The organism is Pseudomonas sp. NPDC089741 (assembly GCF_044748825.1).
Lineage (GTDB): Bacteria > Pseudomonadota > Gammaproteobacteria > Pseudomonadales > Pseudomonadaceae > Aquipseudomonas > Aquipseudomonas helmanticensis.
The window spans coordinates 146,549-161,792 of sequence record NZ_JBIVGT010000003.1; the positions used below are offsets into that span (position 1 = coordinate 146,549).

The 15,244-nt window shown below is 61.9% G+C and carries 13 protein-coding genes; 5 read left to right on the forward strand and 8 right to left on the reverse strand.

All coding sequences use genetic code 11. The features are described 5' to 3' along the window. The 6 genes from tssG to tssB all read right to left on the reverse strand — a co-directional run bounded on the left by tssG (position 1) and on the right by tssB (position 5,934). Entirely contained in the window at positions 1-1,026 is a 1,026-nt protein-coding gene (tssG, locus tag ACIPZE_RS04705; protein ID WP_400771676.1) for a type VI secretion system baseplate subunit TssG, read from the reverse strand. Further along, complete coding sequence (gene tssF, locus ACIPZE_RS04710; protein ID WP_283436109.1) at positions 990-2,783, reverse strand: type VI secretion system baseplate subunit TssF; 1,794 nt, start codon at positions 2,781-2,783, stop codon at positions 990-992. Before tssF ends, tssG begins: the two co-directional genes overlap by 37 nt. Continuing rightward, positions 2,767-3,210, reverse strand: a complete 444-nt coding sequence (gene tssE, locus ACIPZE_RS04715) for a type VI secretion system baseplate subunit TssE (protein WP_129394381.1) — start codon at positions 3,208-3,210, stop codon at positions 2,767-2,769. Before tssE ends, tssF begins: the two co-directional genes overlap by 17 nt. 15 nt (positions 3,211-3,225) lie before the next feature. Then, positions 3,226-3,723 (reverse strand): Hcp family type VI secretion system effector, encoded by a 498-nt coding sequence (locus ACIPZE_RS04720; protein ID WP_129394380.1) that lies wholly within the window; start codon positions 3,721-3,723, stop codon positions 3,226-3,228. A 156-nt stretch (positions 3,724-3,879) separates the two neighbouring features. Next, positions 3,880-5,361, reverse strand: coding sequence for a type VI secretion system contractile sheath large subunit (gene tssC, locus ACIPZE_RS04725; RefSeq protein WP_129394379.1), 1,482 nt, complete (start codon positions 5,359-5,361; stop codon positions 3,880-3,882). A gap of 30 nt (positions 5,362-5,391) precedes the next feature. Beyond that, a complete protein-coding gene (gene tssB / locus ACIPZE_RS04730; RefSeq protein WP_400771679.1) occupies positions 5,392-5,934 on the reverse strand; it encodes a type VI secretion system contractile sheath small subunit in 543 nt (180 codons plus the stop codon). 227 nt (positions 5,935-6,161) lie between these two features. On the opposite strand from tssB, the gene ACIPZE_RS04735 reads away from it, so the two are divergent. The 5 genes from ACIPZE_RS04735 to tssA are packed head-to-tail and all read left to right on the forward strand — an operon-like array spanning position 6,162 to position 13,678. Continuing rightward, positions 6,162-6,611, forward strand: a complete 450-nt coding sequence (locus ACIPZE_RS04735) for a type VI secretion protein (protein ID WP_129394378.1) — start codon at positions 6,162-6,164, stop codon at positions 6,609-6,611. 46 nt (positions 6,612-6,657) lie between these two features. Then, complete coding sequence (gene tssK, locus ACIPZE_RS04740; RefSeq protein ID WP_400771680.1) at positions 6,658-7,989, forward strand: type VI secretion system baseplate subunit TssK; 1,332 nt, start codon at positions 6,658-6,660, stop codon at positions 7,987-7,989. Between the two features lie 18 nt (positions 7,990-8,007). Further along, positions 8,008-8,772: a DotU/TssL family secretion system protein gene (locus ACIPZE_RS04745; protein WP_400771682.1), complete on the forward strand. Its 765-nt coding sequence runs from the start codon at positions 8,008-8,010 to the stop codon at positions 8,770-8,772. Next, positions 8,769-12,599 carry a type VI secretion system protein gene (locus tag ACIPZE_RS04750; protein WP_400771684.1) on the forward strand — a complete coding sequence of 1,277 codons (3,831 nt, stop codon included), beginning with the start codon at positions 8,769-8,771 and terminating at the stop codon, positions 12,597-12,599. Before ACIPZE_RS04745 ends, ACIPZE_RS04750 begins: the two co-directional genes overlap by 4 nt. Beyond that, positions 12,596-13,678: a type VI secretion system protein TssA gene (tssA, locus tag ACIPZE_RS04755; protein WP_400771686.1), complete on the forward strand. Its 1,083-nt coding sequence runs from the start codon at positions 12,596-12,598 to the stop codon at positions 13,676-13,678. Before ACIPZE_RS04750 ends, tssA begins: the two co-directional genes overlap by 4 nt. On the opposite strand, the gene ACIPZE_RS04760 is transcribed toward tssA, so the two are convergent. Next, a complete protein-coding gene (locus ACIPZE_RS04760) occupies positions 13,675-14,643 on the reverse strand; it encodes a 2-hydroxyacid dehydrogenase (protein WP_400771688.1) in 969 nt (322 codons plus the stop codon). The genes tssA and ACIPZE_RS04760 overlap by 4 nt on opposite strands. Before the next feature lie 171 nt (positions 14,644-14,814). Then, complete coding sequence (locus ACIPZE_RS04765) at positions 14,815-15,243, reverse strand: hypothetical protein (RefSeq protein ID WP_400771690.1); 429 nt, start codon at positions 15,241-15,243, stop codon at positions 14,815-14,817. Position 15,244 lies beyond the last annotated feature (1 nt).

The following is a 15,244-nucleotide window of genomic DNA, read 5'->3' on the forward strand; positions in this document are numbered from 1 at the left end:
TCAGGTGATCTCCAGCTGACGAAGACGGGTTTCAATGGTTTGCACCGCGAGGCTGGCCTGGCGTTGCAAACCGCCGTTCCAGCTGAGTAGCGCTGGCGCCTGACGTCCAAGCTTCATTGGACCGGCGCCACGCACCAGCAACACCAGCCTGACGTCGAGGTCCGGGCCGAAATACAACGCGGCGAGGCTGGCCAGGGCCGGATGCGCTTCGCCGTCCGGCAAAAAACGCCCGGCTTGCGTCGCGGGCAGCGGCCCCAGCGTCAAGCGGATGCCGGCGTGTTCATCCCAGACCCGAGTCCCCGCCACGGCGGTGCGACCGAGCTGCAGATTGCGTCCGCCAGCCTTGATCAAACTGCGACTGGCCAGCGGGATTTCGCGCCACGCACCTTCGTAGGCACTCAGCTCAACCGGCACGGCGAATTGCTCGCGAACGATCGCCGCAAACCCGGCCAGCGAACGTCGGCCATCGGCAAACAGCGCGGTACAGGCCAGCACTGCACAATCGGGAACGGCTTGGCGTTCCTGCAAGGATTTCGGTAGCAACCCGGTCAGTGCGCGCAGTTGTGCCTGCACGGGCGAAGCACCGGGGGTGACAAAACCCAGGGCGATCCGGTGTTTGCGCATCACCTTGTAGAGCAGGCTGAGCAGGCGATGCTGGAACAGATCCAGAAACGCCGCCGGCGCATGATCCTTGGCCCGCGCCCGCTGTTGCAGCCATTCCTGGTAGGCATAGGGCAGGGGGCCGTCCGGCCCGCCAAGACCGAAGACCGGTGTGTCGATGGTCAACGGCTCACCGGGTTCTTCGCGCAGATCTTCGATCTGGCTGGCGGCAAACATCGGCGTCAACGGCCCGCGCAGTTTCAGCGCTTCCGCTTGGGGCGCTGTGCCGCTGCCGAGGGATTCGGCTTGCGGTTGTTCGCGCTCCAGCAACAGCAACGCCTGCAACAATTCAAACGCCTGCGGATCGCGGCGCAGACGCTGGCTCAGGGTCAGAGCGACAGCGGCATGCCGGCTTGGGGTTGCCATGCCTTGACCTCCTTGTCAGCCTGCATGAGCACCGTGCGCACAAAGCGATTGGCCGTGGCGTACACCGAGAAGAACTGCGCCAGCACGGCGGAAAACAACACCGCGCTACTGCCGACAAAATGCTGTGGATCGAGCTGCAGTTGCACCTCCAGACCATTACGCCAACCACGCCAGGCATCGGCGCCGACATGGCCGATCACCCGCTCGCAACTGAGGCTCAGCAGGCCTTCGATCTGGCGGATTGCGCTGGCCTCATCGCGCAGGTTGTGCAGGTGCAGAATCTCCTTCAGCGCATCCAGCGCCTGCGGGCCTTCGACCAGCGACAAGTGATTGAGGGTCAGTTGCGACACCAGCCGCCAGCGCGAATCACCGTCCAGTCGCGGCAGGCTCTGCGCGCTCGGCGGATTGCGCAGGCGTGCCCAGGCCACCGGCCCGGGACGCTCGAAACCCAGCGGGGTGCCGGCGGGCAAACTCTGCGCCAGATGACGATTGGTGCAGAGCAATTCGGCGGTGAGGCTGTAATCGGGCAGATCGGTCAGTGGGTCGAAGCGGGTGTCGACCACGCTGAGCAAGATATCGCTGCCGAGGCGGTTCGGGGTCATCCCGCTGACGCGCCGCGCATGCCAGTAACGCTGCTGATCGCCGCCGCTGTGCTGGCTGCCGTAATACGCCGGTAGCCGTTGCACGCCGGCGCTGGAACTGGCGCGCACGCTGCGAATGCTGTGGATCTCGACACTGTTTTCGCGGTGGCTGTCGGCGATCAGGCGGTATTCGCTACGCGTGCCGTCGGGGCGCAGTGGTTCCGACGTGCGCGGGAACAGGTTGATCACCGGCGCGCAGCCGAGGGCGATATCACTGGCCTGCAAATGCACGCGACTGGTGGGTGCACGGTCGAAGACGATGTACAGATACAAGGTCTGGCTGTCGCTGCTGACGCCGCTCAGCGGCAGGTCGAAGAAATGGAATTTGTCCGGGAAGGCAAAGTACTCGGCCAACAGACGCATGCCCGGGTGCACGCCATCTTCATCCGGCAACAGCACTTCGTCATCGCTGAAACCGACGACTTTCGGTAAACCCTGTACCGTCGCCGGCACGCTGCCGGGTGATCCCGCGAGCACCTGCACGGCATGCGCACCGAGCAAGTCGTACAGGCAGGCATTGATCACCGGCGAGGCGGCCAGATGAATGCGCAGTTGTTGAATGCCCAGCTCGGACCACTGGCTTTCACCCAGGCAGCTCAGGCTCAGGCGCAATGCCGAACGTGATTGCGCCACGCCGGTCAACGCCTGCGCTTCATCGCTGCCGAGCAACAGCGCTTCGGTCACTGCAACCGGCCACAGGCACACGGCGGCAGAGGTGCGAAAGTGCAGGCTTTCACCCTTGTGAGTGGTGACGAACAGCGGCGTGTCGCGGGGCAGGGGATAGCCTTCGTCGAGGTTGCCTTTGCTCGGGTCCGGCTCGAACTGGACGATGGCGCAGGACGGCAGGGGGCGCATCGCCAGCGGATAGAGTTGTTCGAGCAGGGCATCGCTGAACTCGGCGTAGTCGTCATCCAGACGCCGTTGCAGGCGTGCGGCGAGCAGCGCAAAACCTTCGAGCAAACGCTCGACATGCGGGTCGGGGCATTCGCCGGGCGACAGTTCCAGGCGCCGCGCGACTTTCGGATAACGCTCAGCGAACTGGCCGCCGGCGTGTCGTAGCCAGGTCAGTTCGCGTTGGTAATAGTCGAGCAGTTGCGGGTCAATCGAGTCGCTCATGGCGCACCTCCAGTCCTTGTCCGCCGGGCTCGATGACAAACGCTACCGGCCAGTGCTGCTGGCCGCTGCGCAACTCGCCGATCAGGCGAATGCTCATCTGCTGCGGTTGCTCGGGCACGGGATTGACCTGAACTTCGCCCAGACGCAGGCGCGGTTCGAAGTGGTTGATGGCCTCGCGGATGTCCCGCGCCAGTCGCCGCCGGTCATCGCTGCGCTGCTGTTGCAGAGCGCTCCAGTCGGCGATGCCGTAGTCGATCACGCTGGGAGGCTGGGTCAGCGTGCGCGGGCCACGGCGGGTATTGAACAGGCGCCCGAGCTCGGCGTGCACCGAGTCGAGCAGATCCTGCCGATCGAACTCCCGCGCACCGTCCGCCTCGCTGGAAGCGAGGCGTTCGAACAACGGTGGGAGGATGCCGGTGCCTGCCATGGCCGCGACGCCGGGTTAACTGACAAGCTTGTTGGCGGCCATGTCCCAGGTCGACGCGGCGGTGCCTTCCTTGGTGCCATCGTCCTTCTGCGCGGTGAGTTCCCATTTGATCTTGGTGAAGTTCAGCGACAGGGTTTCCACCGGTTTGCCGCCGGTACCGCCGCTGACGCTGACGTTGGAAATCACCACGTTGGTCAGGGTGTAGACGATAAACGGCATCAATTGCCCGCTGCCCTCGGCGGCGTTGCGGCCGATGGTGATGATGGCTTCGGGAATCGGTTTGCCGGCGCAGCAGTATTCGTTGAGGGACGGCGTCGAGCTGTCGACGAATTTGGTCAGGGTGAACTCGCCGACGTGCGGTTTGCCGGAGGTGCGCTCCGAGTTGCTGACGTCGTTGGTGACTTGCATGGCGACGTTGTGGCTGTAGGACATGACTTCGATCTTGTCCGCAAAACCTTCGAGCAGGCTGTCGCCTTTGATATCGCCGCCGAGGTCGAGAATGATTGCATCCATCGCTTGAAACTCCTGAAGAAATTCGAATTTGGCTGATCACTGACCTGTGGCGAGGGGGCTTGCCCCCGTTGGGGCGCGCAGCGGCCCTTGTTTTTTGGGGCTGCTGCGCAGCCCAACGGGGGCAAGCCCCCTCGCCACTAGGTTTTTTCTTGAGCTTTAAGCGGCAACCGGTGGCGGCAACGTCGCCACCAGGCGGATCGACGCCGTCAGTTCCTCAAGCTGGAAGTGCGGCCGCAGAAACACCGTCGCGCGATAGGCGCCCGGCTTGCCGGCCACTTCGGTGACGTCCACGCGCGCCTCGCGCAACGGGTACTGCGCCTTGATTTCCTGCGGCGCGTTGTCGTTGATCAGCACGTAATCGGCGATCCAGTTGTTGAGGTAGGTCTGCACGTTGTCGCGGGTCATGAAGCTGCCGACCTTGTCGCGCATGATCACCTTCAGGTAATGCGCGAACCGCGATGCCGCGAGCACGTACGGCAACATCGCCGATATGCGCGCGTTGGCGTTGGCCTCGTTGGTGTTGTAGACCTTGGATTTGTTGGTGGTCTGGCCGCCGAAGAACACCGCGACGTCGCTGTTCTTCTTGTGGCACAGGGCGATGAAACCGAGGTCGTTGAGCTCCTTCTCGCGGCGGTCGGTGATCGCCACTTCGGTCGGGCACTTCAACGACAGATCGCCGGAACTGGTACGGAAGGTATGCGCCGGCAAACCTTCTACCGCACCACCGCCTTCGGCACCGCGAATCGCCGCGCACCAACCGTACTTGGCAAACGCTTCGGTGATGCGTTGCGACAGCGCCCATGCGGCGTTGCCCCACAGGTATTTACTGTGATCGGTGCCGTTGACGTCTTCGACGTAATTGATGCCCTCCACCGGCGATGTGTCCGGGCCATACGGCAGGCGCAGGAGGAAGTGCGGCAGCACCAGCGAGACGTAGCGCGAGTCTTCGCTTTCGCGGAACGAGCGCCACTTGATCAGCTCCTGGCTCTCGAAGACTTTCGACAAATCACGCGGCACTGCCAGTTCGGTGAAGCTGTTCATGTCGAACAGGCGTGGGCTGGCGGCGGCAATGAACGGTGCGTGCGCGGCAGCGGCAACGTTCGAGAGTTTTTCCAGCAGACCGATGTCCTGCGGGTGGCGGCCGAAGGTGTAGTCACCGACCAGCAAGCTGAAAGGATGACCACCGAAGGTGCCGTATTCCTCCTCATAGATCTTCTTGAACAGTGCGCTCTGGTCGAATTCGACGGCTTTTTCCAGGTCGTTCTGCAGCTCTTTCTGTGTGACGTTGAGCAGACGCAGTTTCAGCCGGGTGCTGGTTTCGGTGTTCTGCACCAGCATGTGCAGGCCCCGCCACGAGGCTTCGAGTTTCTGCAGGTCGGGATGGTGCAGCACTTCGTTGAGCTGGGCGCTGATCAGCTCGTCGATCTGGCTGATGCGGTCGTTGATCATCGCCACCGTGTCCTTGTCGATGGCCATGCCTTCGTCAAGCACCTGCGTGGCGAATTCCGCGAGCATGTCGCGGGCGTAATCCTGCTGACTGTCATCGTGGGCCATGCGGCCGTCGAGAATGATCTGGTCGAGCAGGGACAGTGTCTCGGTCGTACTGTCGCTGGCTTGTTTCTGAGCAGAAGCGGGCATGACGAATTCTCCCTCGAATCAGGTGGATGATCAGGCTTGCGGTTCGGCCGGCGTCTCGGCATCAGCTGCCGGGGTAGCGGTGTCTGGGCGGGCCGATTTGATCTCTTGCAAGCCTTCGGTGTTGGCGATGACATCGCGCAACAGCTTGTCCAGATCATCGTTGCCGTCGAGCTTGGTCAGCAGATCGCGCAGACGCTGGCGGGCCTCGAACAAACGGCGCAGCGGGGTGACTTGCTCCACCACCTTGACCGGGTCGAAGTCGTCGATGTGTTTGAAATTGAGTTCGATATTGAGCTTGCTGTCGTCGCCGCTGAGGGTGTTGTTGACTTGCAGCGTGGCGCGCGGGCTGATAGAGGCGAGTACTTCGTTGAAGTTGTCGCGGTCGATTTCGGTAAAACGCCGTTCAGTCAGTTTTGCCAATGGTTCAAGCGGCTTGCCGGAGAGGTCGGCGAGAATCCCGACCACCAGCGGCAGTTCCTTTTTCTCGATGGCGTTGCCGATTTCGACGTCGTAGGTGATTTGCACTCGGGGCGGGCGCACCCGGTCGAGCTTGTGCTGAGTACTTTCTGCCATGTCGGCGGACTCCGATGCGATGGGCGGGCGCAATGCATCGGGGAGGCCCGTTCATCGCTTTCCCTTACTGGACCGTAGGTTAGAAAGGGGAGCAGATGACCTGTCGTTCCTTTGACAAACCTTCCTCATTCGGCAGTGCCTGCCGAACTACCCAAGACGCTAGAACAGGTCTATAAAAATGCAAGCGAAAACATTTTTGGACAGGCTCGGGAAAAGGAAAATTCATTTTGTACGGACGATTTTTTGTAGCGTTTCTGTTTGCGCTGCTGGCGGGCTGTTCCTTTTTCGGGCCGAAGGTCGACCTCGACAGCCTGACCCTCGATGTCGCGCCCAAGGCCAACGACGACACGCCGATCGCCGTGGATTTCATTGCGGTCGCCGACCCCGATCTGCTCAAGCAATTGTCGGCGATCAGTGCCAGCCAGTGGTTTGCCGGGCGCGAGCAGTATCAGCGCGACTATCGTCAACTGATGAGCGTGTGGGGACTGGAGCTGGTACCGGGACAATTCATCGACCGGCAGCCGTTCCCTTTGGGGGGCAAGAAGGCCGCTGGACTTTTGGTCTTCGCCAGCTATAACACTCCCGGAGCGCACCGCTTGCGGCTCGATGATCAGAGCGAAGCGTGGTTGAAGTTCGACAGCCGCGAGATGAGTCTGGTCAACGCCGACGAGCACTGAAATGCCACCGCTGCCGCCGGATCGCGGCTTGGTCGAAGGGAGTCGTATGAGTCTGCTACCTGACGCGGTTTGCTGGCACGAAGGCATGCAATTGCTGCCACAGCATTTTCAGTTGCAAGGGCTGCGTGCCGAAGCGCTCGGTGCGCATCTGGCGCTGGCATGCAACCCGTGGTTCTGGGGCGTCAGCCACATGGAGATCGATCCTTCGGCGTTGAGCTCCGGGGTGGTGCGGGTGTTGTCGCTGCAAGGGACAATGCCCGACGGTTTGCCGGTGGACCTGCAGGCCGGCATTGGCCCGACCCTGGAGCTGGATGTCGGTGCGGCGATCGATGTCAGCGATGATGCGACGGTCACCGTGTACCTGGCGATCAGCCCGATGTGGCGTGCCGGTCAGTTGCTGCCGCTCAAGGGCCGCTTGCAGTCGGTGGTCGGCGAGGCACTGCCGGATCTCACCAGCGGCGAATTCCCGGAGTCGATCACCGTCTGGCGTCCCAATCCACGGTTATGCACGCAACTGAACAAAGCCGATTCGATCTGCTTGCCGCTGCTGAAAATCCGCAAGGAGGGCGGCGGTTTTCTGCCGTTGTCCTACACGCCGCCAACACCGCTGCTGCTGCCGGAATCGCCCCTCGGTCGGCGCATCGCCGGACTGTGCGCGCGGGCGCGGGAGAAGTGCCTGTTTCTTGGTGGTCGTTTGCGTCAGGCGCAGCAGGCCGGCAATCAGGACGATGCGCTGGAAATCCGTCGTCAGTTGACCGCGTTGTGGCTGCGTCTGCCGGAAATCGAAGGCCTGCTGAACAGCCGCATCGCGCAGCCGCAGATCCTCTACGTGCACTTGCTCGGCCTGGCCGGCGCATGGTCGGCGCTCGATCCGCTGGCCGGCGTGCCGGCGTTTGCAGCGCTGGATTTTCTCGAATTGCAGCGTGGTTACGACGCCGTGCTGCAATGGCTGGAAACAACCCTTGAACTGATCCGCGCCGGCTACCGCAGCCTGGCCTTCGAACGCGGTGAACAGAGCTTCTCGATTCAGTTGCCGGACGAGCAACCGAGCCAGCGTCTGGTCATCGGTTTGCGCATGCCCAACGGTGCCAGCGAGCAGGCGGCGAACGACTGGCTGCGCGGCGCGATCATCGCCTCGGCGCCGCACATCGCGCTGCTCAGCCGTCAGCGCATGAGCGGTTTGAGCCATCAGGCCATGAGCCGAAGCGAGCAGGTGGCCTACAGCGTCGGCGACGACACGCGGCTGTTTGTGATCACTGCCGAAGGTGCCTGGTTCGATGCGCAACTGCCGCTGATGATCGCTGCCCCGGCGGCGAATTTGACCAGCAGTCCGTGGCAAGTGGTGCTGTTTATTGCCCAGAACAGTGAAAGTGCCTGATCACACAAGGAACGCCGTATGTCGCAAGGAAGTGCCGCAAGCCTGGGGTTGCAGGACGCACCGTTGAGCAGCGCGTTCCGCGAGGCATGGCAGCAATGGCAACACGACTGGGTGCATTTGCCCAAGGACAGCGAGGACGAAACAGCGCTGGTCGAGACCGTGGTCGAGTTGTCGACGCAGGCTTCGCAACGGTTGTGGCGCACGGCGTATTCGCGGGTTGGCGATTCGGCGACCGAGCAGGTCAAGGCGCTGGTTTACGCCTTCGTCGCCTTGATTGATGAAACCCTGTTGTTCGAACCCTGGCCGGGGCAGGCGGCATGGCAGGACAAACCGCTGGAGTCGCGGCTTTATTCCAGTCGTCAGGCCGGCGAGCAGGTGCCGGCGGCAATTCAAAGTCTGCTCGATGATCAGCAACCGCTCACACGCGACCTGGCCAACGTCTATTTGCAATGCTTGATTCTGGGTTTCCATGGACGCCTGCGCGGTGAGCACAGCCTCGCGCAATTGGCGAAGTGGCGGCTGGCGCTGTTCAACTTTGCCTGGCAGGACGAAGCCACGTATGACGATGTCAGCCGGCGGCTGATGCAGCCTTCGCTCGCGACGCCATTGCAGTTGCCGGTGCGCACGGCGCTGCCGGACGGCTTTCGCCTGGCCTTGGGGATTCTGGCGATGCTGCTGTTGCTGACGGGTCTCGGTCATTGGTTGTGGCGCGATATCGCTCAGGAGTTGCAACCGGTATTGCAAACCAGCGATGTGGTCGCCGCACCGGAGCAAGGCACATGAGCCCGCTGGCGATTGTCGCGTGGGTGGTTGCGCTGTTACTGCTGCTGGTGATCATCGCCGTGGCGGTGTGGTGGTTGCGCACCCAGAGCGGCGCGGCGATCCGCAGTTTTTATGCGTCGGTGCGCCATATGGAGCAGGAGCAGGGCAGTCAGGATCGTTATGAGATGCCGTGGCTGCTGATGCTTGGCGATGAAAATCAGGGCACGCAACTGGTCAGCGAATGGCGCTTGCAGCCGACCGACAAACCCGCCTGGTTCGGCCGCTGGTGGTCGGACCCCGAAGGCGCGGTGCTGGTGGTGCCGCAAGCGCTGTTCCTGCCGGATGACGGCATGCACCTGCAACGCGGCGGCTGGTGGCGACTGCTCGGCTTGATCCTGCGCCTGCGCAGCAAACGGCCGCTGGACGCAGTGATCTGGACGGTGCCGGCCAGTCGCCTGAGCAATCTCGAACAGGCCACCAGCCTTGGTTTGGCCGCGCGCCGCCGCTTCATTGATCTGCTGCAACGCTTCGGCCTGAGTGTGCCGGTGTATGTGATTGTCACCGGCCTGGAAGATTTGCCGGGGTTTCAGGAGTTGATCGCCGCGCTGCCGGAAGAGGCGCGCGAACGCACTTTGGGCTGGTCGTCACCGTACCCGCGTGACGCCGTCTGGCAAGGGCAATGGAGTGATCAGGCGCTGGATCGCCTGCATCGGGCGGTGGCGGAAGCGGTGATCGAGATCGGCACGTTGTCCGGGCAATTGAGTGCGGATCTATACGCCTTGCCGGATCGTCTGGAGACATTGCGGCGTGGTTTGCAGAATGTTCTCGAACCGGTTTTTCAGGGCAACGCACAGGGCGAAGCGCCGTGTTTTCGCGGCGTGTATTTCACTGCCAACATTGCCGGCGAAGATGCGCAGGACGGTTTTTCCGCCGACGACAGCGGCCTGCAGCGCAGTGCGTTTGCGCGGCAGTTGTGGCGGCAGCGACTGGTCGGTGAGCGCGGATTGGCGCAAAGCGTGCCGCGCCTGTTGCGTCTGCGCCAGCGCTGGCAACGGCTGACTGCCGGCGTGGCCTTGGTGATCGGGGTGGTCTGGGCGGTGGCGATGGTCTGGGCCTGGCATGTCTCGGTCAGGGACGCGCACGAGCTGGCGCGGCTGATGCAAAACGCGCAGAAAAGCTATGTCGCGGTCACCGATGACGCGCATCGCATCGAACCGACCCGGCGCAACGTCCAGTCTTTTTGGCGGGTGCTGGAAAAGGCTCCGCACTGGAACTATGTCTCGCTGGCGTTTCCGACCTCATGGTTTTCTTCGCTCGATACGCAACTTGAGCAAGAGGTCTTTCAGTCGACGCAACGGCATATTCTCTTGCCTCTGCATCAATTGCTGATCTCCGATCTGGCGAAAATCAAAGCGATCCGCAGCACCGACCGGCGCAGCAGCATCGAGAGCGAAGACCCGGCGCAGTGGCAGAATTATCAAAAAGCTACCGATCTGGTCGATCGCGCGTTGCGGCTGGAACAACAGAACCAATTGTTCAATCAGGTGCAAACCGATCAGCGCGCGCCGCTGGATGATCTGGTGCAGTTGAGCAACAGCGCGCTGTCGCTGAACCTCAACAGCGCGATCTTGCCCTACGCGCCGTTCTACAACCGATTGCTGGTAGCCGGTAACAGCGACGGCGACAATTTGCAGGCTCTCGACCTGAGCGTCGACCGCCCGCAGATCGTCAGCAATTTCTCCGGACTGATGCAGCGCTGGCTCGATCAGTACTTTCTCGCCGACAATTTTGTCAGTCGCGCCGGTTACCTGAAACTGCACCTGGATCAACTGCAAGCCGGCAGCGGCAATAGCCTGCGCGAGCTGGAAGACCTCAGCGCGCTGATCGACGATCTGCAAGCGGCGATTGCCCTGACCAATTCCACCTGGAGTCGCGGCAAGGGGCAGGAACTGGTGCCGGGCTATCGCGACTTTATCGACAAGGTGCGCAAGAGCTCGTTGTTGGGGCAGCAGGTCGGACAAGACCTCGACACCCAGGCGGCGCAGTTGCAGCAGAGCTTTCGCGATCAATGGATCGCCCAGGTCGGCTCGCGCGACAATTTGCTGGTGCAACAGGCCAGCGGGCAACTGGCGTTGCAAGAGCAGGTAGTGAAGCTGCACAACGCGATTCAGGCGTTGTTCAAACGTGATTTTGTCTCGGTGGCCCTGCGGGCCAGCCAGGACAACGTCAATATGCAAGGGCAGACAGTGGACGGCGATGACCTCAATGAGTCGCTGAAATACTTCGCCGATTACAACAGTTACGTCGCCGAAGAGCTGCCGCGCATTCCGCCGGATTATCGCAGTGCGTTGATGAAAACCGCCGAGAGCGCCGCCGCCCAGGCCATGTGGTTGAGCCTCAAGGATCTCAACGACCAAGCGCATCCTTACGCCGTGTTCAATGTCCGCGCCGAACAAGCCATGGACCTGCAAAAGGCTTTTGTCGAAGTTCATCGCACGGACCTGGCGACGCGCCTGCAAACCGCGCTCAACCGCCGTGCCATGGCGCAGATCATCAATGGCCTGGATGAAATTACCGCGCAACCGTTGTTCGGCGGGCGTACTGAAATCAGCCAGTGGGACGGCTCGAAAAACCTCGGCTTGCAATTGTTCGGCACCAACGATGTGCAGGACCTGAAACTGAGCCTCAAGCAGCAGTTCAACACCATGCTCGGCATCACCGAGCGACGGGCGACATCGTTGCAGTGGTTGATGACGCAGCAGGCCAATCTGTCCGCGCTCGATTACGAACGCGTGACGCAGTTCAGTGCGCTCAACGACGAATTGCTCAAGTACAAGGAGGCCAATCCGGCCAGTTCACCGGCGCAGATCGAGCAACTGGTCAGCCGCGATTTCGTCGAGATGGACACCGATACCTGCTTGCAGATGCTGCAGACCGCCAATCTGTCTGGCGGCCGTGGAACCCTGGCGATGCGCGCACTGGAGCTGCAACAGACGGCCATGCAACGCTGCCAGATGCTCCAGGTGCAGCAAGCGGCGGCAGCGTGGAATGAGCTGGCTAACTACTTCAATCAATACCTCGCGGATCGGTTTCCCTTTGCCAACGGTGTGCAGGCGCAAGATGCCGACCCGGCGCGGGTCCAGTATTTACTGGAGCTGATCGACAAACGCTTGCCGGTGGCGCAGGCGGGACTGGCCACCAATCAGACCCCGGAGCGTGTCGCCGCAGCAGACTTTCTCAATCGGCTGAAACAGGCCAGTACCTGGCTGGCGCCGCTGTTCGTGCGCGACAAGAGCGGCATTCTCGGCGTCGAACTCGACGTGCGTTGGCGCACTGACCGCGATGACGAGAAGGGCGCCGATCAAGTGATCGCCGGGGGCCTGCTGGCCGGTAACCAGCAGATCAATTATCCGGTGCCCGGCGAGCAGGCCAATCTGCGCTGGATGGTTGGTCAGCCGATTCGCCTGACTCTGCGTTGGGCGCGCAATGGCAAGGAGCGCCCGGTCAACGATCCGCTGCAACCGAATCTGGTCGTACGTGATCTGGAGGCCGGTTGGGAGTACGGCGGCCCTTGGTCATTGCTGCGGATGATGCGTGCGCACTTTTCCGTGCAGCGTCAGCCGAGCATGGATTACACCGAGTTTCCACTGGCCTTGCGCCTGCCGGTGACCGCATCCAGCGACAGCGTTACCAGTGAGTTCACGCGGATGTTTGTGCGCCTATCGCTGATGAGCCAAGGCTCGAAACTGCCGCTGTCGATTGCGCCGTTGCCGACCCGCGCACCGCGCTCGCCGTTTCAGTTGAGCAGTAGCACCGCCGCCATTGAATCGCAGAAGGAGGGCTTGTGAGCCTGCCATCGACCACATTGCCGGACCTGATAGATCAGTTGCTCGCGCCAATCAGCGCGGACGCGCCCTGTGGCGTCGATTTGCGTTACGAGCGCGAGTTCGACCAATTGCGCGACCTGCGCCGCGAGGACGACGCCAGTCTGCCGACCGGGGTCTGGCAGTCGACGTTGAAGCGGGCAAGCTGGCCCGAGGTCGAGAAACTCACCACCACGCTGTTGCTCGAACGCAGCAAGGACTTGATGCTCAGCGCCTGGCTCGGCGAAGCCTGGCTGCACCTGCAAGCGCTGGACGGACTGCCCGGCAGCCTGGCGCTGATCGCCGGATTGTGCGAGCGCTTTCCCGAGCATTTGCACCCGCAGGCCGAGGATGGCGATCAGTCGTGGCGGGTGATTCCGCTGGAATGGCTGGTGCGTCGCTACAGTGAAATATTGCTCACGCGAGTGCCGCTGTTCGGTGCGCGCAACAGCGATTTCGAGGCTTGCACCCTGGAAGTCTGGCGCCGTTTGCAGATTCAGCAAGTGCAGGCCAACGACAGTAAAAATGCCAAGACCTCGGCAGAAACCGCGCGCAGTGAACAGAAGAAAATCAACGAGCAGATTCGCGCGACGCCCTTGGCATTCTGGTTACGCACGCAGGGCAATCTGTTGTTGAGCCTGCAACACCTGCAACGGCTGGACCGCTGGAGCGATGCCTTCCTGGGCGATCAGGCACCGGGATTGCGTCCGTTGCAGGAAACCATTCAAGCGCTGCTGACACTGGTTCAGGAGTTTATCGCCATGCACCCACAACAACCGGCGCCGCCCCCGCCCGTGATCGAAACGCCTGTGCTGGTGACGCAGCCTGAACAACAAGCACCAGCCGCAGCGGTGTTTCGCGAGCCGGCCAACCGTGAAGAGGCCTATCGGCAATTGTTGTCGATCGCCGAATACCTGGCCCGCACCGAACCCCACAGCCCGGTGCCGTATCTGATCCGCCGCGGCGTCGAATGGGGCAATAAACCGCTGAGCGAACTGCTCGGAGAGTTGATCTCCGCCGACGCTGAATCGCGCCGCTTGTGGACGCTGCTCGGGGTGCTTTAGTGCACCCGCTGGTTGCTGATTTTCGGCGGCAGGGCGATGGGCGTCAGTACCGGTTGCCCGGAGAAGAACGCGGTCAGGTTTTTCCAGACCAGCTCCACCGTACCTTGCGTGGCTTCCGGTGAAAGGCCGGCGACGTGCGGGGTGAGCAGCACATTGCCGAGCGCTTTCAGGGCATCCGGCACTTGCGGTTCGTGGTCGAATACATCGAGTGCGGCGCCGGCAATGCGGCGTTGTTCAAGGGCGGTGATCAGATCCGCCGTGGCGATCACACTGGCGCGGGCAATGTTGACGATAAACCCGTTCGGGCCGAGCGCGTCGAGCACCGGACGCGTTACCAGCGACTGCGTGCCGATCCCGCCGGGCGTGGCGACGATCAGAAAGTCCGAAGCGCGGGCCAGCTCGGTCGGCGTCGAGCAGAACGCGTAGGGCACATCGTTGCGCAGTTGACGGTTGTGATAGCTGATCTGCATGTCGAAACCGAGGGCTGCCCGCTTGGCGATGGCCATGCCTACAGCACCCAAGCCAAGAATCCCCAAGCGTTTTCCGGCCAGCGACGGGCGCATGATTTTCGGCCATTCGCCCCGACGCACGGCAGCATCGCAACGCGGAATATCACGCACCAACGCCAGCAGCATGGCCATTGCATGGTCGGCCACCGACGAAGCGTTGACCCCGGCGCCGTTGGTCACGGTAATCCCGCGATCACTGGCCGCCTGCAGGTCGACGTGTTCGTAGCCGGCACCGATCACGGTGATGATTTTCAGCGCGGGCAGGGCAGCGATTTCGTCAGCGGTCAGGCCCAACGGGCCACGGGTCAATACCGCATCGATGCGACTGCCGTGGCTGGCGATGGCTTGTGCACGTTCGGCCGGCGTTGGCGCGAGGATCAGGTGAAAGCCCTGATGTTCGAGAATCGGCAAATAATCGTTGATGGTTTCAACCAGTACCAGAACGGTTGCGGGCATTGCGCGGCTCCTGTGATCGTCGGCGAGTTGGTCGCGAAAGTCGTTTCAGATTGCTGAATCCGCGCCGACTTGGCAATCGTTGTCATTCGCGCAGTGGTGCTTTGATTCTGGACGGCTTCGGGCAAGAAGCAAGGGTAGGCAGCACACCGGTGATCCGGTGTGCTGTCGACATCATTGGGCCGCTTGGGCTTTGGCTTGTTCAGCCAAGGCAATCGGCTTGAAATCGTAGGTCGGATAGAACTCGGTGCGATAACTGCCCCACGCGGTGTTTTCCAGGGCGAGGTTCACTTCCGCCAGACGCGTGACAGGAAAGCGCACGGTAACGACTTGGCCTATACCCATCATGATGTTCCAGCTCACCACTTCGACCCCGGCCGGGGGAAACTTTTTATGGAAACCCTGTTTCGCGAGCTGAGCCTTGAGTTCACTTAACGGTCGGGTTTGATCATGTTTCAGAAACACAGTCAGCATCATTGCGTTGTCGGCAGTGGTGACGACATTGTTTGCGGGTTGGGTAGCGGCTTGCGCGCTGACCCCGGCGCAATAGACGGAAGACATCAGTAACGTCGACATCAGCAGGTTTTTTAGTGACTTTTGCATA